16 protein-coding genes are annotated in these 20157 nt (G+C 71.8%); 11 read left to right on the top strand and 5 right to left on the bottom strand.

What is annotated here, in order from left to right:
- The first annotated feature begins 2 nt into the window (after positions 1-2).
- The 9 genes from ACSHXN_RS39790 to ACSHXN_RS39750 all read left to right on the top strand — a co-directional run bounded on the left by ACSHXN_RS39790 (position 3) and on the right by ACSHXN_RS39750 (position 10028).
- The gene (locus ACSHXN_RS39790; protein ID WP_355140374.1) at positions 3-962 is read left to right on the top strand and encodes an ABC transporter permease; all 960 of its coding nucleotides are present in this window, start codon (positions 3-5) and stop codon (positions 960-962) included.
- Positions 959-1840: an ABC transporter permease gene (locus ACSHXN_RS39785; RefSeq protein WP_355804989.1), complete on the top strand. Its 882-nt coding sequence runs from the start codon at positions 959-961 to the stop codon at positions 1838-1840. Before ACSHXN_RS39790 ends, ACSHXN_RS39785 begins: the two co-directional genes overlap by 4 nt.
- Positions 1837-3495 (top strand): dipeptide ABC transporter ATP-binding protein, encoded by a 1659-nt coding sequence (locus ACSHXN_RS39780; protein ID WP_438305871.1) that lies wholly within the window; start codon positions 1837-1839, stop codon positions 3493-3495. The genes ACSHXN_RS39785 and ACSHXN_RS39780 overlap by 4 nt, the downstream gene beginning before the upstream one ends.
- The gene (locus ACSHXN_RS39775; protein ID WP_438305870.1) at positions 3492-4424 is read left to right on the top strand and encodes an ROK family protein; all 933 of its coding nucleotides are present in this window, start codon (positions 3492-3494) and stop codon (positions 4422-4424) included. The genes ACSHXN_RS39780 and ACSHXN_RS39775 overlap by 4 nt, the downstream gene beginning before the upstream one ends.
- A 296-nt stretch (positions 4425-4720) precedes the next feature.
- The gene (locus ACSHXN_RS39770; protein WP_355140370.1) at positions 4721-5782 is read left to right on the top strand and encodes an ABC transporter substrate-binding protein; all 1062 of its coding nucleotides are present in this window, start codon (positions 4721-4723) and stop codon (positions 5780-5782) included.
- 23 nt (positions 5783-5805) lie between these two features.
- Positions 5806-6810 carry a FecCD family ABC transporter permease gene (locus ACSHXN_RS39765; protein ID WP_355140369.1) on the top strand — a complete coding sequence of 335 codons (1005 nt, stop codon included), beginning with the start codon at positions 5806-5808 and terminating at the stop codon, positions 6808-6810.
- Positions 6807-7889, top strand: a complete 1083-nt coding sequence (locus tag ACSHXN_RS39760) for a FecCD family ABC transporter permease (protein WP_438305869.1) — start codon at positions 6807-6809, stop codon at positions 7887-7889. Before ACSHXN_RS39765 ends, ACSHXN_RS39760 begins: the two co-directional genes overlap by 4 nt.
- On the top strand, positions 7886-8725 hold the full coding sequence (locus ACSHXN_RS39755; RefSeq protein WP_355140367.1) for an ABC transporter ATP-binding protein: 840 nt from the start codon (positions 7886-7888) through the stop codon (positions 8723-8725). The genes ACSHXN_RS39760 and ACSHXN_RS39755 overlap by 4 nt, the downstream gene beginning before the upstream one ends.
- A 79-nt stretch (positions 8726-8804) precedes the next feature.
- Positions 8805-10028, top strand: coding sequence for a MalY/PatB family protein (locus ACSHXN_RS39750; RefSeq protein WP_438305867.1), 1224 nt, complete (start codon positions 8805-8807; stop codon positions 10026-10028).
- Between the two features lie 239 nt (positions 10029-10267).
- Here ACSHXN_RS39750 and ACSHXN_RS39745 read toward each other — a convergent pair whose 3' ends face one another.
- The 4 genes from ACSHXN_RS39745 to ACSHXN_RS39730 form a co-directional block, all read right to left on the bottom strand.
- Positions 10268-13120, bottom strand: a complete 2853-nt coding sequence (locus ACSHXN_RS39745; RefSeq protein ID WP_438305865.1) for an FAD-binding and (Fe-S)-binding domain-containing protein — start codon at positions 13118-13120, stop codon at positions 10268-10270.
- A gap of 20 nt (positions 13121-13140) precedes the next feature.
- Positions 13141-14328 carry an anhydro-N-acetylmuramic acid kinase gene (locus tag ACSHXN_RS39740; protein ID WP_438305863.1) on the bottom strand — a complete coding sequence of 396 codons (1188 nt, stop codon included), beginning with the start codon at positions 14326-14328 and terminating at the stop codon, positions 13141-13143.
- Between the two features lie 136 nt (positions 14329-14464).
- Positions 14465-16030, bottom strand: coding sequence for a sodium:solute symporter (locus ACSHXN_RS39735; protein ID WP_355140363.1), 1566 nt, complete (start codon positions 16028-16030; stop codon positions 14465-14467).
- Positions 16031-16038: 8 nt separating this feature from the next.
- Entirely contained in the window at positions 16039-17043 is a 1005-nt protein-coding gene (locus ACSHXN_RS39730; RefSeq protein ID WP_438305861.1) for an N-acetylglucosamine kinase, read from the bottom strand.
- 215 nt (positions 17044-17258) lie between these two features.
- On the opposite strand from ACSHXN_RS39730, the gene ACSHXN_RS39725 reads away from it, so the two are divergent.
- Both ACSHXN_RS39725 and murQ read left to right on the top strand, forming a co-directional pair.
- A complete protein-coding gene (locus ACSHXN_RS39725; protein ID WP_355140361.1) occupies positions 17259-18203 on the top strand; it encodes a MurR/RpiR family transcriptional regulator in 945 nt (314 codons plus the stop codon).
- 67 nt (positions 18204-18270) lie between these two features.
- Entirely contained in the window at positions 18271-19176 is a 906-nt protein-coding gene (murQ, locus tag ACSHXN_RS39720; RefSeq protein WP_438305859.1) for an N-acetylmuramic acid 6-phosphate etherase, read from the top strand.
- Positions 19177-19407: 231 nt separating this feature from the next.
- Here the strand turns inward: murQ and ACSHXN_RS39715 are convergent, their stop codons facing one another.
- Positions 19408-20094 carry a TetR/AcrR family transcriptional regulator gene (locus ACSHXN_RS39715; RefSeq protein WP_438305857.1) on the bottom strand — a complete coding sequence of 229 codons (687 nt, stop codon included), beginning with the start codon at positions 20092-20094 and terminating at the stop codon, positions 19408-19410.
- Positions 20095-20157 lie beyond the last annotated feature (63 nt).

Genomic DNA, 20157 nt, shown 5'->3' with positions numbered 1-20157 from the left:
CCATGGACACCGTGCTGTACCTGACCCGGCGGCTCCTGCAGTCGCTGGCCGTGATCCTCATCGTCACGGTCGTGGTCTTCTGTCTGCTGCACGCCCTGCCCGGGGGTCCCGCGCGCGGAATCCTCGGTCCGCAGGCCACGACCGAGCAGATCGCCGCGTTCAACCACGAACAGGGCCTGGACCGCCCGCTCCCCGTCCAGTACGTCTACTACCTGCACACCCTTCTGCAGGGTGACCTCGGCACCTCGTACACCCTCAACGAGGCGGTCTCCCGGCTCATCGAGCAGCGACTGCCCAAGACCCTGGTGCTGACCGTGCTGTCCGCGCTGGTCGGTCTGGTGCTGGCGATCCCGCTCGGCATGTGGCAGGCGGTGCGACGCAACAAGCCGGTGGACTACGTCGTCACCACGCTCAGCTTCGTCGCGTACTCGACACCGGTGTACTTTCTCGGGCTGCTGCTGATCCTGGTCTTCACCCAGACCCTGCGCTGGTTCCCCTCCCAGGCCCCGCAGGGCGACACGCTGTCCCAGGTGTTCTCGGATCCGGTGGCGCTCGTCCTGCCGGTGGTCACCGGGGCCGCGTCCATGATCGCCGTGTTCAGCCGATATATGCGGGCCTCAACACTGGACAACCTCGCAGAGGACTACGTCCGCACCGCCCGCTCCGGCGGTTCCCGGCCGTTCGCCGTCCTGTGGCGGCACGTCTTCCGCAACTCCCTCACGCCCGTGATCGCCATGCTCGGCTACTACGTGCCCGTGCTCTTCGGCGGCGCCCTCGTCGTCGAGCAGCTCTTCAACTACCCGGGCATGGGGCTGCTGTTCTGGAGCGCGGCGCAGTCCTCCGACTACCCGGTACTGCTCGGTTGCGTCCTCGTCATCTCCGTCGCCACGGTCATCGGCACCCTCCTCGCCGACATCGTGCAGCGGATCGTCGACCCCCGAGTGAAGGCGGAGCGGACATGACTGCCGTACTCCAGACCACTCCCGCCGTCGAACCGGTACCGGGCTACCGCCTGTCGCTGCGCCGGTTCGCCCGCAACCGGCTGGCTCTGGCCGGGCTCGTGGCCGTGGTGCTGTTCCTGCTGTTCTGCTTCGTCGGCCCACTCCTCTACTCGACGGACCAGACGCACACCGACCTGACCCAGGTGAACCTCGCTCCGAGCGCCGCACATCTGCTCGGCACGGACGCCGTCGGGCACGACGAGGTCGGCCGGCTGATGTACGGCGGCAAGATCTCGCTGCTCGTCGGACTCGCCGCCGGGGTCCTGGCCACCGTCATCGGCACACTGTGGGGCGCGATCGCGGGATACGCGGGCGGCTGGCTGGACGCGGTGATGATGCGCATCGTCGACGCGGGCATCGCCATCCCGGCGTTGTTCATCCTGCTCGTCGTCTCCGCCATCACCACCCCGGACACGCTCGGGCTGATCGTCATCCTGGGCCTGGTCTCGTGGCTGGTGCCGTCCCGGCTGGTGCGGGCGGAGACCCTCACCCTCAAGAGCCGGGACTACGTGCTGACGCTGCGGGCGATCGGCGGCGGCCACGGCCGGGCGATCGGGCGGCACGTCCTGCCCAACTCGGTGTCGACGATCGTGGTGGCGGCGACGTTCCAGGTCGCCGACGCGATCCTGCTCGTGGCGTATGTGTCGTATCTCGGCCTGGGTGTCCAGCCGCCGTCGACCGACTGGGGCGGCATGCTGTCGGCCGGTCTGACGGCCGCTTACTCCGGGCGTTGGTGGCTGATCGTTCCGCCGGGCCTCGCGATCATCCTGGTCGTCTGCGCGTTCAACGCGATCGGCGACGGGCTGCGCGACGCCTTCGACGTGAGGGGGCGCGGATGAGCGTCTTGGAGATCGAGGACCTCGGAGTGACCTTCTCGACCGACACGGGCGATGTGCCCGCCGTGCGGGATGTGTCGCTGTACGTACGGCCGGGCGAGACGCTCGCGCTGGTGGGCGAGTCGGGTTCCGGGAAGTCGACGGTGGCGCTCGCCGCGATGGGGCTGCTGCCGGGGAACGCCCGCGTGTCGGGGCGGATCTCGGTGGACGGCACCCCGATCGTCGGTGCCGACGACAGGGAGCTGTCGGGGCTGCGTGGTCGCACGGTGTCGATGGTGTTCCAGGAGCCAGCCACCGCGCTCGATCCGCTCACCCGGGTCGGTGCCCAGATAGCGGAGGTCGTACGCAACCACCGTCAGATATCTCGCGCGGAGGCGGCCCGTACGGCGGTCGACCTGCTGCGCAGGGTCGGCATTCCGGAGCCGGAGCACCGGGCTTCGGCCTTTCCGTTCCAGCTGTCGGGCGGTCAGCGGCAGCGGGTCGTCATCGCCATGGCGATCGCCAACTCGCCCGGTCTGCTGATCGCCGACGAGCCGACGACCGCTCTCGACGTCACCGTGCAGGCCGAGATCCTGGAACTGCTCCGCGCTTTGGCGGCCGACTCGGGGACAGGGGTGCTGCTCGTCACGCACAACATGGGCGTGGTCGCGGACTTCGCCGACCGGGTCGCGGTGATGCTGGAGGGAGAGGTCGTGGAGACCGGGTCGGTGGAGGACGTGCTGCTACGGCCCTCGCACGAGTACACCAGGCGTCTGCTGGCCGCAGTGCCGCGACTCGCGGTCGGTGAGCCGCAGGGCGCCGGCAGTACGGAGGAAGACCCGAAGGAGCCGGACGGCTCGGCACCGGTCGTCGAACTCCGCGATGTCTCCGTGCACTTCGGCCGAGGGCGTCGTACGGTCAAGGCGCTGCAGAACGTGTCGCTCACCGTGCGTCCCGGCGAGACGGTCGGCCTCGTCGGGGAGTCCGGCTCGGGAAAGTCGACCGCGGCCCGGGTCGCCCTGGGGCTCCTCCGCCCGGACACCGGCTCGGTGGCGCTCTTCGGCAGCGACCTCAGGCGGACGCGCGGACGGGCCAGGCGCTCGCTGCTGTCCGGTGTGGGTGTGGTGCTGCAGGACCCGGTGGCATCGCTGGACGCGCGGATGAGCGTCGCCGAGTGCGTGGCGGAGCCGCTGCGGGTGCACCGGCGGGGCATGACCGCCGCCCAGCGTCGCGCACGCATCGCCGAGGTCCTCGAACTCGTACGGCTGCCACGTGAGTTGGCGGGACGAGGACCTCGCGAACTGTCCGGCGGGCAGCGGCAACGGGTGAGCCTCGCTCGGGCCCTGGTCCTGGAGCCCCGACTGCTGGTGGCGGACGAACCGACCAGCGCGCTGGACGTGAGCGTGCAGCGGACGGTGCTCGAGGTGATCGCCGAATTGCAGGGCGAGTTGGGGTTCGCGTGCCTGTTCGTGTCCCATGACCTGGCCGTGGTGCAGGAGTTCGCGCAGCGGATCGTCGTCATGCGGGCCGGGTCCGTCGAGGAGGCGGGCCCGACCATGACCACGCTGCTGCGCCCGGAGACGGAGTACACGCGCAGACTCATCGCGGCCGTGCCGGTGCCGGACCCCGTGCTGCAACGCCGGCGGCGTGCCTCCCTGGGATTGGAGGCCACCGCGTGACGGCGGCTCCCGAGGTGGTCGCAGGTGTCGACATCGGAGGAACGACCACCCAGGTGGTGCTGTGCACCGAGGGCCTCGACGTGGTCGACCGGCTCGGCGTGCCCACGCCCGCGGCCGAGGGCGGCACCGCGATGGTCGGCGCGGCGCTCGACGCGCTGCGGCTCCTCCTCGAGCGCACGCCCGGGCGGCTGCTCGGTGTCGGGGTCGGCGCCGCGGGCGTGGTGGACGCACGCTCCGGGCGCATCCTCGTGGCCAGTGACTCCTTTCACGGCTGGGCGGGTTTTCCGGTGACGGCGACGGTCGAGGAGGCGCTGGGCGTTCCGGCGTACCTGGACAACGACGTCAACGCGTTCCTGCGCGGCGAGGTCGCCCGGGGTGCCGCGGCCGGCGAGCCGTATGTGCTCGGGATGACCCTCGGAACCGGCGTCGGCGGCGCGTTGTGGCTGGACGGCGCACTGTACGACGGCCCCGGCGGGGCGGCCGGCGAGATCGGCCATGTGCCCGGCTTCGGTGATCTGCCGTGCACCTGCGGGGGGCGCGGCCACCTGGAAACCCTGGCGTCCGGCCGGTCGATCACCGCCCGCTACGCGGAGCGGACCGGGCGGCACGCCACCGCACACCGGGTCGCCGAGGCGGCGGCCGACGGCGACGGCGACGCGCTCGCCGTGTACGAGACCGCCGGTGCCGCCGTGGCCCGGGCCATCCTCGTCACGGTGGGACTTCTGGACGTCACCACCTTCGTGATCGGCGGTGGCGTCAGCCGGGCCTGGGGGCTGCTCGAACCGTCCATCCGGCGCACGCTGTCCGCCGAACCGCCGGTCGGCGGACAGACGCTCCGGGTACTGCCCGCCCGCCTCGACGGCGATGCCGTGGCGGTCGGCGCCGCCTCCCGAACCCGGACGGAACTCGACACGGTCACCCGCGTCTGACACGCCCGCGTACGCGCAGCACGCCGAGGTCGGCGGTGCTGCGCGTACGCGGGTCGTCGGCCGTGTCCACGACTCGGCGCCGGGCGCGCGCCGGGTCTCCCGCGCGCTTGTGCGCCGGCCGGGCACCGTCCGCCCGGGCACCGGCTCCGACATCGTGCCGCTCGTCCGCTCCGAACAACCCTCCGTCGACGGCCCCGCCGGCCGTCGGGACCCCGAGTTGCATCCCGCACACGGGTTCCGCGTAAGGTTAGGCTCGCCTAAATATTCAAAGGTGAACCACAGCTAGGAGCTGGCACATGTCTCTTCGGCGCCGCGGCCCTGCCGCAGTCGCTCTCGCAGTCGCCGCCGCACTGTCACTCGCGGCATGCGGCAGCGGGTCCTCCGGCGACGGCAAGGGGAGCACCGGCGCCTCCGCCGAAGCCGGCTCGGGCCAGAAGGACTCGAAGTCCGTCGCACAGGGCGGCAAGGACTTCGCGGACGCCGCCGCGAAGACCGCCGCACTCGGCACGGACGCCAAGCCCGGCCAGTGGCCGCGCACGATCAAGCACGCGATGGGCAGCACCGAGATCACGTCGCAGCCCAAGCGCGTGGTCGTGCTGGACGTCGGCGAGCTCGACAACGTCGTCTCCCTGGGCGTGAAGCCGGTCGGCCTGGCCCCGACGGAGGGCTCGCCGGAACTGCCGTCGTACCTCAAGAAGGACGCGGGCACGCCGAAGAACATCGGCACCATCAACAGCCTCAACCTCGAGGCGATCGCCGCCCTCAAGCCGGACCTGATCCTGGGCAGCCAGCTGCGCGCGGCCGCCTCGTACGACGAACTGTCGAAGATCGCGCCGACCGTCTTCTCGATCCGCCCCGGCTTCACCTGGAAGCAGAACTACCTCCTCAACGCGGCCGCGCTGGACAGGACCGCGCGGGCCAAGGCGAACATCGCCGCGTACGAGAAGCGGGCGAAGGCCCTCGGCGACAAGCTCGGCGCCCACAAGCCGACCGTGTCGATGGTGCGTTACATGCCCGACGGCGTCATCCGCCTCTACGCCAACGACTCGTTCATCGGCACGATCCTCAAGGACGTCGGCATCCCGCGTCCGAAGAACCAGGACATCGAGGACCTGGCCACCGAGATCAGCGCCGAGAACATCGACAAGGCCGACGCCGACTGGATCTTCACCGGCGTCTACGGCGACCCGAAGGCCACGGACAAGAGCAAGGCCCAGGGCAATCCGCTGTGGAAGAACCTCAAGGCGGTCAAGGACGGGCATGCCTTCGACGTACCGGACGAGACCTGGTACCTGGGGCTCGGTGTCACCGCCGCCAACGCGGTGCTCGACGACCTCGAGAAGCACCTGACCGCCTGACCAGAGGAGAGTGAGCGCGGCGCATGTCGCCCTCCACCCGTCGCCGGGCCGGCTGGTTGCTGGCCGGTACGGCGATGCTGCTGATCGCCGTTCTGCTGAGCCTTGCCGTGGGCAGCCGCCAGATCGCGCCGAGCGAGGTGATCCAGGCACTGGTGCACGGCGGCACCGGTGACGACGCCCAGGTGGTGCGGTCGTTGCGCGTGCCCCGCACCGTCGTCGGCGTCCTGGCGGGCGCCGCACTCGCGCTCGCCGGGACGGTGATGCAGGGCGTCACCCGCAACCCCATCGCGGAGCCCGGCATCCTCGGCGTCAGTCAGGGCGCCTCCGTCGGCGTGGTGTGCGCGATCGCGTTCTGCGGCGTGCACACGCTGGGCGGGTACGTGTGGTTCGCGTTCGCGGGCGCGGCGCTGGCGGCGGTGGGCGTCTACGCCGTCGCCAGCGGCGGGCGCGGTGGGGCCTCCCCGCTCAAGCTGGCTCTGGCCGGCGCCGCGACGAACGCCTTCCTCGCCTCGCTCGTCTCCGGGATCGCCACCACCAACGCCCGTGCCCTGGACGAGTTCCGCTTCTGGCAGGTCGGCTCGATCAGCGGACGCGGCACCGAGATCATCGGCCAGATCTGGCCCTTCCTGCTGGCCGGTCTGGTGCTGGTCGCCGCGATGTCCCGGGGCCTGGACGCGCTCGCGCTCGGCGACGACGCCGCCAAGGGCCTCGGGCACAACGTCGGCCTGCTGCGGCTGCTCGGCGCGCTGGGCGCGACCGTGCTGACGGGCGCCTCCGTGGCCGCGGTCGGCCCGATCGCCTTCACCGGCCTCGCCGTGCCGCACATCGCCCGCGCGCTGGTGGGCACCGCGCACCGCTGGGTACTGCCGCTGGCGGCCCTGCTCGGACCGGTGATGATCCTCGGCTCCGATGTGCTCGGCCGCATCGTCTTCCCGCCCTCGGAGGTACCGGTGGCCGTCATGACCGCACTGATCGGCGTGCCCTTCCTGATCGCCCTCGTCCGGCGCCGGGCGGTGGTCGCCGCATGAGCCGCGCAACGGCCACCGCCGCTCCGGCTGCCGTCCGCCCGGCCGGACACACCGTCCTGCGCGGGGGACGCGCCAGTTTCCTCGTCCACCGTCGGTCGGTCGTCGTCGCGGCGGCGCTCGCGGTTCTGCTCGCGTGTACGGTCGTGGCATACCTGTGCGTCGGCGAGTCCTTCGTCTCACCGGTGGAGGTCTTCCGGGTACTGCTGGGCCGGCCGAGCCCCGACGAACTGGTCGTGGGCACGCTGCGGTTGCCCCGCCTGGTCGTCGGACTCCTCGCGGGAGCCGCGTTCGGCGTGGCGGGCGCGCTGGTGCAGACCGTCGCCCGCAACCCACTGGCCAGCCCCGACGTCATCGGGGTCACGCACGGCGCCGGTGCGGCAACGGTCGCCGCCATCAGCTTCAACGCCGTGGCCTACGACGCACTGCCGTACGTCTCCGTCGCCGGCGGCCTCGCGGCAGCACTGCTGGTGTACGTCTTCGCGTGGCGGCGCGGACTGCACTCCTCGCGGTTCGTGCTGGTCGGCATCGGCGTGTCGGTCGCGCTCGGCTCGCTGACGCAGCTGTTCCTGACCAAGGGCGACTACTTGGTGGCCCAGCAGGCCAAGGTCTGGCTGACCGGCTCGCTCAACGGGCGCGGCTACGAGGAGGCCCGGCCCCTCGCGCTCGTACTGCTGCTCGCCGTCCCGGCGGCCCTGTGGGCGGCCCGGGCCCAGCGCGGCGCGCATTTCGACGACGACACCGCCTTGGCCCTCGGTGTACGCCTGGACCGGCTCCGGCTCGGTCTGACGGTGCTCGGCGTCGTGCTGGCGTCGGTGGCGACCGGAGCCGCCGGGCCCGTCGACTTCGTGGCGCTGCTCGCCCCGCAGATCGCCCGGCGGCTCACCCGCACGGCCCAGATACCGCTGCTGTCCTCGGCGTTGACCGGTGCGTCGGTCGTCGTGGTCGCGGATCTGCTGGCCCGCCGTCTGTTCTCCCCGATCGAGCTGCCGGTCGGCGTGCTCACCGCCGTGGTGGGCGCCCCGTACCTCATGTGGCTCATCGTCCGCACCCGCAGTCGTTCCGGAGGCACCACCTCATGAGCCGCCCGACCGCCAGCCGCCTCGCCGCGCAGGACCTGACCCTGGCGTACGAGGACCGCACCGTCGTCGAGGGCCTGGACCTGGAGATCCCCGACGGCAAGGTGACCGTCGTCGTGGGCCCCAACGCCTGCGGCAAGTCCACCCTGCTGCGGGCGCTGGGCCGCCTGCTCAAGCCGCGCCGGGGAGCCGTGCTGCTGGACGGCGCGGAACTCGCACGCGTTCCCGGCAAGCAGATCGCCCGGACCATCGGCGTACTGCCGCAGTCCCCCACCCCGCCGGACGGCATCACCGTCGCCGACCTCGTCGCCCGCGGCCGTCAGCCCCACCAGAAGTGGTGGCAGCAGTGGTCGGAGGCCGACGAGCGGGCCGTGGCCGAGGCACTGCAGCGCACCGACACGGCCGACCTCGCCGACCGCCCGGTCGACGAGCTCTCCGGTGGCCAGCGGCAGCGGGTGTGGATCGCCATGGCGCTGGCCCAGGACACGGACCTGCTGCTGCTGGACGAACCCACCACGTACCTGGACATCGCACACCAGGTGGAGGTCCTGGACCTGGTGCGCAGACTGAACCACGAACGCGGCCGCACCGTAGTCGCCGTGCTCCACGACCTCAACCAGGCCGCCCGCTACGCCGACCATCTCGTCGCCATGAAGGCGGGCCGCATCGTGGCCCAGGGCCGGCCCGACGAGGTCGTCACCGCCGAGCTCGTCGAGGACGTCTTCGGCCTCTCCTCCGTCGTCGTCCCCGACCCGGTCACCGGCGGGCCTCTCGTCGTCCCCGCCCGTGCCTGGCAGCCGGCGCCTCTTCAGGAGGAGCAGATCCGCTCGACGACATGACGGAGGCTTGGTTCGGTGAACCGGCCGCAGGCGGCGACGTTCCCTGGTCGTCGCCGCTCCGTGCCCGTACCCTGCGCCCATGGTGCAGGAAGACGAGACCGGCGAACGAACCGATCCGTTCGTGCAGCTGTCCCTCCGGCAACTGCGGGAACGCACGAGCATGAAGTGGCGCACGTTCCCCGAGGACGTGCTCCCGCTGTGGGTGGCGGAGATGGACGTGCCCCTGGCTCCCGCCATCGTGGAGGCCCTGCACAGAACCATCGACCTGGGTGACACCGGGTATCCGTACGGCACCGCCTACGCCGAGGCGTTCACCGAATTCGCCTTCGACCGGTGGCGGTGGAACGGTCTGCGCATCGAGCACACCACGATCGTTCCCGACGTCATGATGGGCGTCGTCGAGGTGCTGCGACTGATCACCGGCCCCGGTGACGCCGTCGTCGTGTGCTCACCGGTGTATCCGCCCTTCTTCGCATTCGTCACCCACGCCGGCAGGCACGTCGTCGAGGCTCCGCTCGGTGAGGACCTGCGGATCGACCTCGCCGCCCTCGAAGAGGCCTTCGTCCGGGCGCGCGACCATGGCCGCCGCGCCGCGTTCCTCATGAGCAACCCGCACAACCCGACCGGTGTCGCCCACAGCCGCGAGGAGCTGGAAGCGATCGCGGAGCTCGCCCGCCGGCACGGCGTGCGGGTGGTGTCCGACGAGATCCATGCCCCGCTGGTGCTGAACGGCGCCTCCTTCACGCCGTTCCTCAGCGTTCCGGGCGCGGAGAACGCCTTCGCACTGACCTCCGCGTCCAAGGCGTGGAATCTCGCCGGGCTCAAGGCCGCTCTGGCCATCGCAGGCGCCGAAGCCGCCGACGAGCTGCGCCACATGCCCGAGGAGGTCGGTCATGGACCCAGTCACCTGGGTGTGATCGCCCACACCGCGGCCTTCCGCAAAGGCGGGGACTGGCTCGACGAGGTCCTGCTCGGGCTCGACGCCAACCGGCGCCTGCTGGGGCGGCTCGTCCACGAGCACCTGCCCCGGGCGCGCTATCGCCCGCCGCAGAGCACCTATCTCGCATGGCTCGACTGCACCTGGCTGGGGCTGCACGACGGCCAAGGGCCCGGCGGCCCCGGTGTGGTCAGCGACATGGCCGGACCGGCGAGGATGTTCCTCGACCAGGCCGGCGTCGCTCTCAGCTCAGGACATGTCTTCGGCTCGGGCGGCGAGGGGTGCGTGCGGCTCAACTTCGCGACGACGCCGGACATCCTGTGCGATGCGCTGTCCAGAATGGGACGCGCCGTTCGGGATCGATGAGCCGTGCCCGTCACCACGGGGAAGGCGACGGGCACGGCCTGCCCCCACGGTGTCACACCCCCGCACGCGCGCGGCCCTTTCACGAAGCCGCCGCGCACCCAGGGACCGGATCTCCACCCGCTTGCCCCGGTCGTGCGGACCTCGGTCGAGGCCGCCGATACCAGGGCTCGACCAGCTCACCGGCGAGGGCCCGCCGAGGCGGCGACGGGCCGGTCCCGAAGCGCCCGGACGGCACGGCCTCAGGCGGTGGCCTCGTCCAGCAGTTCCAGCACGTGCCGGTAGGGACGGCCGGTGGCACGGGTCATCCCCATCTCGCAGGTGCGGTTGCAGGAGGCGTAGGCGTCATACGTGCCCGCGGTGATCTCGGCGGCCTGGGCGGCGGTGGCGCTCGCGGTGATCTCCGGATGCAGCAGACCGCGGTCTCCGGCGAAGGCGCAACAGCCCCAGTTGTCGGGCACGGTGACGTGGTCGCTCACGGCCGCGGCCACGGTACGCAGGGCGCCGTCGATGCCCAGGTGCACGGTGGAGCAGGTGGGGTGCAGGGCGAGGCTGTTCAGGCGGCGGGGCTCGGGCAGGGCGGGCAGCAGGTGCTCGGCGGTGAAGACGACGCTGTCGACGAAGCGCAGGGAGGCGAACCGGGCACGGTCGGACTCCGGGAGGGTGTCCGGCAGCTGCTCCAGGCCGTGCGTACAGGAGGAGGCGTCGCAGACCACGGGCAGCCGACCGTGGTCGCTGGCCTTCCACAGCGCCTCCAGCGTACGGGTCGCCATGGTGCGGTGCCCGTCGGTGTAGCCCTTGGACTGCCAGGGCGTACCGCAGCACAGCCCGGCCAGCTCGCCGGGCACCGTGACCTGGACGCCGGCCCGTTCACACAGGCGCAGGAACGCGGCGGACGCACCACCGCCGGTGCCCTCGGGGGCGAAGACGCTGCCGATACAGGCGGCGAAGAACACCGCCTGCGGCTCGGCGGGTTGCCGGGGCGCGGGGCGCGCCGGACCGCCGCGCGGGATGTCGTCGGCCCACGTGGGCACCAGCTCTCCCGCTCCGAGCCGGCGGACCGCACCGGTGGCGGCGCGCAGGGCCGGGGCGGGCAGTACGTGGGCGGTGTTCAGCGCCACCCGCACTCCCTTGACCGCGGTCCCCCAGTGCCGGGCCGTCGCGTTCCCGGCACGCTGCGCGGTGGCACTGTGCCGTTCTGCACGCAGTCGCTTCATGACGGCACCGGTGTCGATCGTGACCGGGCAGGCGGTGACGCACAGGCTGTCGGCGGCGCAGCTGTCGACGGCCGCGTAGGTGTAGTCGGCTTCCAGAGCCAGGCGGCGTTCGTCGTCACCGGCGGCGGTGGCCAGTGCGATCTCGCGTTGCAGGGCGATGCGCTGACGGGGTGTCGTGGTGGCGTCGGCGGTGGGGCAGACGGGCTCGCAGTAGCCGCACTCGACGCATGCGTCGACGGCGGGGTCGACCTCGGGCACGCTCTTGAGGCTGTGCAGGTGCGCGGCCGGGTCGTCCTCCAGGAGCACGCCCGGGTTGAGCACGCCGTGCGGATCGCACAGCTGCTTCAGCTCCCGCATGACGTCGTACAGCTCGTCGCCGTACTGGCGGCGGACGAAGGGGGCCATAGCCCGGCCGGTGCCGTGCTCGGCCTTGAGCGTCCCGCCGGCGCCCAGGACGAGGTCGACCATGGCGTCGGTGAACCGGGCGTAGCGCTCGATCTCCGGGGCGGAGTCGAAGTCCTGGGTGAGCATGAAGTGCAGGTTGCCGTCGCGGGCGTGGCCGAAGATCACCGCGTCCTCGTAGCCGTGCCGGTCGAAGAGACCGATGAGGCCCTCGCAGGTACGGGTCAGCCGCTCCATCGGGACCGCGATGTCCTCCAGCAGCGCGGTCGTGCCGGGACGGCGGGCCCCGGCGACGGCCGTGTAGAGGCCCTTGCGCAGATGCCAGAGCCGGGCCCTGACGCGCGCGTCGCGCACCAGCGAGGTCCCGGTCACCGCGGGCAGGCGGTCCAGGACCGGTTGCGCTGCGGCCACCCTCTCCTCCAGCGCCTCGGCACTGTCCTCGGCGAACTCGACCAGGAGGGCGGCGTGCCGCTCCACACGCAGCCCGCGTACCTCGTCCACCGGGTCGGGGGACTGCTGCGCCACCCGCAGCGAGGCGGCGTCGAGGAGTTCGGCGGTCCGGGCGCCGGCGGCCAGCAGCGCGGGCAGCGCGTCGGTGGCCTCGGCGAGGCCGGGCAGCACCAGCAGCCCGGTCGCGGTGTGCGGGAGGAGCGGGACGGTGCGGAAGACGGCCTCGCCGACGAAGCCGAGGGTGCCCTCGCTGCCGATCATCAGATGGGCGAGCATGTCGGCCGGATCGCTGTGGTCCAGGAAGGAGTTGAGGCCGTAGCCCATGGTGTTCTTCATCGCGAACAGCCGCTCGACGGTGGCCCGCGAGGCGGCCGAGTCACGGACCCGGTCGCGCAGCCGGAGCAGCCCGGCGTGGAGTTCCGGCTCGCGGGCGCGCAGCGCCTCGTCCGCGTCGGGTGCCGAGGTGTCGACCACGGTGCCTGAGGGCAGCACGAACTGCAGGGATTCCATGGTCCGGTAGGCGTTGTCCTGGGTGCCGCAGTTCATGCCGCTGGAGTTGTTGGCGACCAGACCGCCGATGGTGCAGGCGGACTCGCTCGCCGGGTCGGGGCCGAGCCGGCGCCCGTACCGGGCGAGCCGCGCATTGGCCTGACGTACCGTCAGTCCCGGTTGCAGCCGGATCCGCAGACCGTCGTCGAGGACCTCGGCGGTGCGCCAGTGGCTGCGGACGTCCACGAGGATGCCGTCGCCACCCGCCTGCCCTGCCAGGCTGGTGCCGCCCGAGCGCAGCGTCAGCGGCAGTCCTGCCTTGCGGGCCCCCGCCATCAGGGCGCCGACCTCGGCGGCGGACGCGGCGCGCACGACGGCCTGTGGCGTGAACAGGTACGGCGACGCGTCGTGGGCGGCGGCGACCCGGCGCGGCACTTCGGTGCTCACGCGGGCCGGGTCGCTGACGCACGCGGCCAGGAGTTCGGCCAGTCCTGCGGACCGGTCCGCGGCGGGGGGTGTGACGGCGGTGGGGCTCATGGGTCCTCGCTCCTGCGGTGTCAGTGGGCGGAGGGGGCGGATCCGGTGATCCGCATCAGGCGCGGTGGCTGCGACGCGGGGTCGGGCAGACGCAACGGTGCCAGGCCGGGGGTGATGCTGCCGAGCAGCGTGGCCCGGCGCGCCCCGGTGCCCGACGGAAGGGTGCCGGGCAGGCCGTGGACCGTGAGGAAGCCCAGCACCGCGAAGGCCAGCGCCTCCTTGGCGTCGGACGGCAGGCCCAGCTCGTCGCTGGCGCGCAGGGCCACACCGGGAAGTTCCTCGGCGATCATGCGCATCAGCACGGGGTTGCGGGCGCCGCCGCCGGAGACGACGAGTTCGGTCACCGCGTGGGCGCGGCAGGCGTCGGCCACGGTGACGGCGGTGAGCCGGGTCAGGGTGGCCAGCACGTCGTCGGGATCCGGTGTGGGTGCCGTCTCCAGCGCCCGCTGGAGATAGGGCAGGTGGAAGTGCTCCTTGCCGGTGCTCTTCGGGGCGGGCCTGCGGTAATAGGGGTCGTCCAGGAGGACACGGAGGAGCTCGGGGCTGGTCCGGCCCGCGGCGGCCCTGCGGCCGTCCTCGTCGTAGGCGGCGGCCCCGTCGGTGAAGTGCCGTATCGCCGCGTCCAGCAGGGCGTTGGCGGGGCCGGTGTCGAAGGCGAGCGGCTCGGCGCCGGGCGCGAGCACGGTGACGTTGGCGATGCCGCCGAGGTTCAGCGCGGCCGGCGTACCGGGGAGGGCGCGCAGCAGCAGGGTGTCGGTCATGCCGACCAGCGGAGCTCCCTGCCCGCCCGCGGCGACGTCCCTGCTGCGCAGGTCGGAGACGACCGGGAGGCCGGTGGACTCGGCGATCCAGGCGGGCTGCCCGAGTTGGAGCGTGCCGCGGACAGTGCCGTCCTCGACCCAGTGATACATGGTCTGGCCGTGTGAGACGACGAGATCGGCCGTGCCGTCGCACAGCTCGCGCAGAGCGCGGTCGGCGGTGTCGGCGAACGCCTGGCCGACACCGGTGTCCAGCGCGCAGACGGACTGCATGGTCGTCACGGCCGGAGGCAGCGTGTCCGAGATCAGGGCCCGCAGGTCGTCCGGGTAGGGCACGGAGAGGTGTCCGAGGGGCCGCAGCAGCAGGGTGTCGCCGTCCAGGGTGAGGTCCGCCGCAGCCGCCTCGATGGCGTCGTACGAGGTGCCCGACATCAGGCCGATCACACGCACGGTGCCTCCCGGCGCACATTCCGCCGCGCGGGCGGGGTCGGCTGCTGCTGCGGCATGGCTTCTCCCTGGGAATGTCGGAACGGGGCGGGTGCGGGGCCGCCGTGGCGGCCCCGCACCGGGTGGGCTGGACGAGTCGTCACTCCTGGCCGGCAGCGGCCGCGACCCGGTCGGGGCCCAACTCGCCGTCACCCGCGGGGAGCTCGGCCGGCTCGGGGGCGCGGTGGAACAGGCTCATCACACCACCGACGACGAGTGTGATCACCACGCCGATCGGGACGAGCCACTGGGCGGCGATCGCCGTGGGCACGGTGGCACCGGCCACGGTCACGTCGATCTTCACACTGCGCACGATGTAGGTCATGACGCCGACCGTCACCAGGAAGGCCACGACGGAGTCGATCTCGTTGGCCCGCCGGACGAGCCTGCCGAGCAGGAACGCACCGAGCAGGGCGCCGTAGGTGTAGCCCGCGATGGTCAGGCCGGTGAGATAGACGTTGCCGGTGCTGGTGCTGAAGGCGCAGGCGAAGATCGCCATCAGCACCGCCCACACCAGGGTCATCACCCGGGCGAGCTTCAGCAGCGACTCCTCGGAGGGCGTGCTGCGGAAGAAGCTGTGGATGATGTCGGCGACCGTCGAGTTGGACATGGAGTTCAGCGCCGAGGACAGCGAGCCCATCGCGGCACCGAGGATGCCGGCCACGAGCAGGCCCGAGATCACCACGGGCAGGCCGTGCAGGATGAAGTTCGGGTAGAGGTTGTCCGAGCTGGCCAGGCCCAGCGCCTTGAAGTCCTTGCCCTTGTTGTACGACCACAGCAGGGCGCCGACGAGGGAGAAGGCGGCGAACTGGAGGGTGACGAAGACTCCGGAGGCGATCATGGCCTTCTGGCCGTCGCGCAGCGTGCGGGTGGCCAGGACGCGCTGGACGATCAGCTGGTCGGAACCGTGGCTGGCCATCGCGAAGATCGCACCGCCGATGATCGCCGTCGGCAGGGCGAACGGGCTGGTGAGGATGTGCGCCAGGTCGAAGTTGGTGTCGAAGAGCTTGAAGTGGCCCGAGTGCAGGGCGCTGGAGAAGCCGTCGCCGCCGACGTGGCCGGAGAGCACCGCGATGGCGAGGATCGCGCCGCCCAGGTACAGGGCCATCTGGATGGCGTCGGTCCAGATGACCGCCTTGATGCCGCCGAGGTAGGTGTAGATCACGGTGATCACCGTGAGCACGATGATGATGAGGCGGTAGCCGGCGTGCACGCCGAACTCGTCGAGCAGCAGCTTGATCGGGATCGCGGAGGCGAAGAGCCGGACGCCCTCGGCGAGGAGCCGCGTGAAGACGAACGTCACCGAGGCCAGGCCCTGCAGCTTGAGCCCGAATCTGCTGCCCAGGTACTGGTAGGCGCTGACGAAGCCGCCACGTTTGTAGAGGGGGATCAGCACGGTGGCCACGACGACGCGGCCGATCACGTAGCCGAGGGCCAGTTCGACGTTGCCGAAGCCCTGCCCGCTGTACGCCCCGCCGGGCACGCTGATGACGGTGAGCACGCTGGTCTCGGTGGCCACCACGGAGAACGAGACGGTCCACCACGGCATGTGGCCTTCACCGACGAAGTAGTCCTTCGCGGACTTCTGTCGCCCGGCCAGGCGCAGTCCGATCCAGGCGATCGCCACCAAGTAGACGACGATCACCACGAGGTCGAGTTGGCGCACGCTCACTCCTAAACATCGGCCGGCGGAGTCACCGGCGGGGAGGGGACAGGGGGTTGGGGCATCGTCCGCCGTACGCGGGCGACGTGGGGTTCGTGCGGTGCCGACGCATCGAGCGCCAGCAGGCGTGCGCCGTCCAGCGGGTCCCCGAGCGGGGGCCTCGTCTCGAGCGGGCGCGAAGAACCGGCGAGCGCCGACCGGAGCGGACCGAGGAGCGGTTCGCCGAGGCCGGTGAGCCCACCGGTGATCGTGACGGGGAGGACGTCGTCGCCGCCGACTCGGTGAGCGGCGGCGAGCACGGCCTCGCCGAGTGCGGTGGCGGCGTCCTGGACGACCGCCGAGGCCGCCGCGTCGCCCGCGGCGGCGGCGCAGGCCACGTCCGGGGCGAAGGTCGCGGCGGTGCGTGCCGGGTTCCCGTCCCGGCCCAGGGCCGAGGGCAGCCGGTCGGGGTCGCCGAAGCGTGCCTCGGCGGCGGCCAGCAGTGCGGTGTCCGGCCCGCGGCCGTCGTGGGCGCGAAGCGCGGCGCGCAGTCCGGCAGCGCCGATCCAGGCGCCGCTGCCCTCGTCGCCGAGCCAGGGACCCCAGCCGTCCACGCGGGCGTACGAGCCGTCGTCCCCGATACCGATGGCGACGGAGCCGGTGCCGATGGCGAGCACCACACCGGTACGGCCGCCGAGGGCACCGGCGTGAGCGGTGACGGCGTCGCTCGTGACGGCCACTTCGTCCGCGGGCAGATCCTCCAGGAGCAGGCCGGCCAGTTCGCGGGCGGCCTCCGGCGCGGCGGCCGCTCCGGCGGCGCCGACGCAGACCGCAGAGAGCCGGAGCTGCGGCTGCCGTTCCAGAAGCGGAAGGACGGCGGCACGCACGGCGGCACGGGCCAGCTCCACCCCGTGGTCGGCGGCGAGCCCGGGGGCCCCGGGCACTTCGTGGACTTCTGGGGCGGGACCGGTGCCGTCGCTCCACAGCACGGCACGGCAGCCGGTTTTGCCCAGGTCCACCGCCACTGCTGCTGTCATAACGGCACGCCTTCGTGTCTTCACGGATCCGTCGCGTCGAACGGTCACGGGACAGCCATAGGCCCGATGACCGGCGCGGATCGCGGTGCAGCGAGTATCGGAAGGTCGACGTCCGTATGTCAATAAGTAACCTCACGCAATTGAGTACGTAAATTTTTGACGCACCACGTATGCCCTGGTTACTGTGTCGCCACCCACTCAGGAGGGAACGGCCCATGGCCCGCCAGGAACCACCCAGAAGCGCCCAGCCCGCGGAGGACACCTCGCCCGCCGCGACCCTGGCACGGATCCGCGCGGCCCTGCCGTCCCTGGCACCGTCGGAGCGGCGGGTGGCCGAAGCCGTCCTGGCCGACCCCGCGCAGGCGTCGGAGCTGTCCATCAGCGCTCTCGGCAAGCAGGCCGAGACCTCGGTGGCCACGGTGATGCGCTTCTGCCGTGCCATAGGGCTCGGCAACTACCCCCAACTGCGCCTGGCACTGGCCGCGGCCGCCGCCCATGAGCACGCCCTGGGCGGCGAGCGCCCGACACCCGGCACCGACATCAGCGCCACCGACACCCTGGGCGACATCGTCAGCAAGATCATCTACAACGAGGTGCGCGCCCTGGAGGACTCCGGGGCCGAACTGGACATCGAGGTGCTCGGCCGCGCGGTGGACGCCGTGGCGGGAGCGCGGCGCATCGACATATTCGGCGTGGGCGCCAGCGCGTTCGTCGGCCAGGACCTCCACCAGAAGCTGCACCGCATCGGCCATATCGCGTTCATCTGGACCGACCGGCACGCGGCCCTCACCGCGGCCGCCCTCCTCGGGCCGGGCGATGTCGCCCTGGCCATCTCCCACTCCGGGGAGACCGAGGACACCGTCGAGCCCCTCCAGGCCGCCGCCGAGCGCGGCGCCACCACGATCGCCCTCACCAACGTCCCGCGCTCCACCCTCGCGGCGAACGCGGACCTCGTACTGACGACCTACGCCCGGGAGACCCCCTTCCGTTCCGGGGCGACCGTCAGCCGCATCGCCCAACTCGCTGTCATCGACTGTCTGTTCGTAGGCGTCGCCCAGCGTTCCTTCGACGCCACGACCGTGGCCCTCGAGAAGACCTATGGGGCCGTCCAGCGCCGTAAGCGCCGGCAGCCGCCGCGCCAGACACCGTCCGGCGACTGACCCACCGGCCCTCCCCCACCCCCCTCCAGCACCACCCTGAGCACCACCCTGAAAGGACGACCGCGCCGTGGACCTCAACACACTCGGCACACTCGGCACCGAGACCCGCAACGAGCGGACCGCCGATCTGGACCGCATGCCGGTCATCGAACTGCTCTCGGTCATGAACGCCGAGGACCAGACCGTCGCCCTCGTGGTACGTGACGCACTCCAGGAGATCGGGGCGGCCGTCGAGGCGATCACCGACTCGCTGCGCCGGGGCGGACGTCTGATCTACATAGGCGCCGGTACCAGCGGCCGGATCGGCCTGCTGGACGCCGTCGAGTGCCCGCCCACCTTCGGCACGGCCCCCGAGCAGGTCGTGGGCCTGCTCTCGGGCGGCCCTGGCGCCTTCATCGTGGCGGTCGAGGGAGCCGAGGACGAGCCCGCGAGGGCGGTCACCGACCTCGACGAGATCGGTCTCAACGACCGGGACACCGTCGTCGGGCTCGCCGCCAGCGGGCGCACCCCGTACGTCGTCGGCGGCCTGAAGCACGCGGCCGCCAAGGGCGCCATGACGGTGTCGGTCGCCTGCAACCGCGACGCGGTCATCAGCCGATACGCCGACATCCCGATCGAGGTCCCCACCGGACCCGAGATCCTCACGGGTTCGACCCGCCTCAAGGGCGGCACCGCCGAGAAGATGGTCTGCAACATGCTCTCGACCGCGTCGATGGTCCGCCTGGGCAAGGTCTACGGGAACCTCATGGTCGATGTGAAGGCCAGCAACGACAAGCTCGTCGACCGCGCCCGCCGCATGGTCGTACAGGCCACCGGCACCGACCCCGACAGCGCCGCCGAGGCTCTGCGGGCGGCGGGCGGCCACGCCAAGACCGCCATCGTCATGCTCCTCGCCCGCTGCACTGCCGAGGAGGCCGCCCGGCGCCTCGAAGAGGCCCACGGCGACACGCGGACGGCCATCGGCCTCGCCTGACACGAGAATCCCGCTCCTACGGGGCCCGGTCTCACCTCGCCGCCCAGGAGCGGCATACCGGTGAGCGGGCCCGTAGGCGCGAGAGGGTCCCGCCGACCCGTCACCCGTCACCCGGACCGGTGAACACGCATCGGCGGTTGTCACCGCGCCGTCGGCATCGGGCCGTCCCTCGACACCGACCGGGCTCCCCGGTCGAGATCGGCAGGCGGCCCCTGCCCCAAGGACCGGGCTTCACTGCTCGGCTCCGCCCTCGACGAGGCGCCGCAGCGAGGGCAGCAGCACGTCGAGATCCTGTTCCGTGCGGAACGCGACGACGGTGGTGCCTCCGCCGCCGGTTTCGCTGCGGGACTGGGATGCCGGGAAAAGGCCGAGCACCTCGCGCATCGCGTCATCGACCTCCGCGACCGGATCGGACGCCTCGCCCCGGAGCCACCGGCGCAGCACATGGTTGTGGGCGGCGACGACCGCCGCCGCCATGAGTTCGGCCCTGAGTGACGCCGACTCCGTCGGATCCCCCATCCACTCCGCGATGAATTCACGGAACAGCCGCTGATAGCGGGCCACACTGGCGATCTCACGATCACGCAGCGCCGCCACCTTGCTCGTGAGCGTGTACCGCCGGCGCGCCAGATCCCCTTCGTCCAGGTAGTGCAGCAGTACGAGCCGCACCGCGTCCGACACCGCGACCAGGGCGGTGCTGTGACTCGAGGTCGCCAGCCGCTCCCTGATCAGCACGAGCAGCCGGTCGTGGTCCGGGAAGATGACGTCTTCCTTCGACCGGTAGTGCCGGAAGAACGTCGTGCGTCCCACTCCGGCCCGCTCCGCGATGTCATCGACGGTGGTCTGCTCGTATCCGTACTCGTCGAAGAGCGCGAAGGCGGCGTCTGCGAGTCGGGTCCGCGCGGCTGGCTTGCTCATGAGTGATCATCCTTCCCCGTCTCGGTCCATGGAGACCACTTGCTCCCGAAGATGGTACTGAGT

The sequence above is a fragment of the Streptomyces sp. HUAS TT11 genome, from assembly GCF_051553595.1.
GTDB lineage: Bacteria > Actinomycetota > Actinomycetes > Streptomycetales > Streptomycetaceae > Streptomyces.
The sequence above is the reverse complement of the archived record's forward strand: the minus strand, read 5'-3'. Positions and strand labels throughout refer to the sequence as shown.